Origin of the sequence: Acinetobacter sp. USHLN143 (assembly GCF_037145695.1) — a bacterium.
Lineage (GTDB): Bacteria > Pseudomonadota > Gammaproteobacteria > Pseudomonadales > Moraxellaceae > Acinetobacter > Acinetobacter fasciculus.
Map to the genome: position 1 here is coordinate 1 of NZ_JBBCWZ010000307.1, position 234 is coordinate 234.

1 rRNA gene is annotated in these 234 nt (G+C 49.1%); it reads right to left on the reverse strand.

What is annotated here, in order from left to right:
• Positions 1–234: ribosomal RNA gene (locus tag WFH18_RS18165) — 23S ribosomal RNA — on the reverse strand; the annotation flags it as partial.

Consider the following 234-nt stretch of genomic DNA (forward strand, 5'->3'; position numbering starts at 1 on the left):
AGTTAGTGTTACCCAACCTTCAACCTGCTCATGGATAGATCACCTGGTTTCGGGTCTATACCCAGCAACTAAACGCCCTATTAAGACTCGGTTTCCCTACGGCTCCCCTATGCGGTTAACCTTGCTACTGAATATAAGTCGCTGACCCATTATACAAAAGGTACGCAGTCACCGGACTAAGCCGGCTCCCACTGCTTGTATGCATGCGGTTTCAGGATCTATTTCACTCCCCTC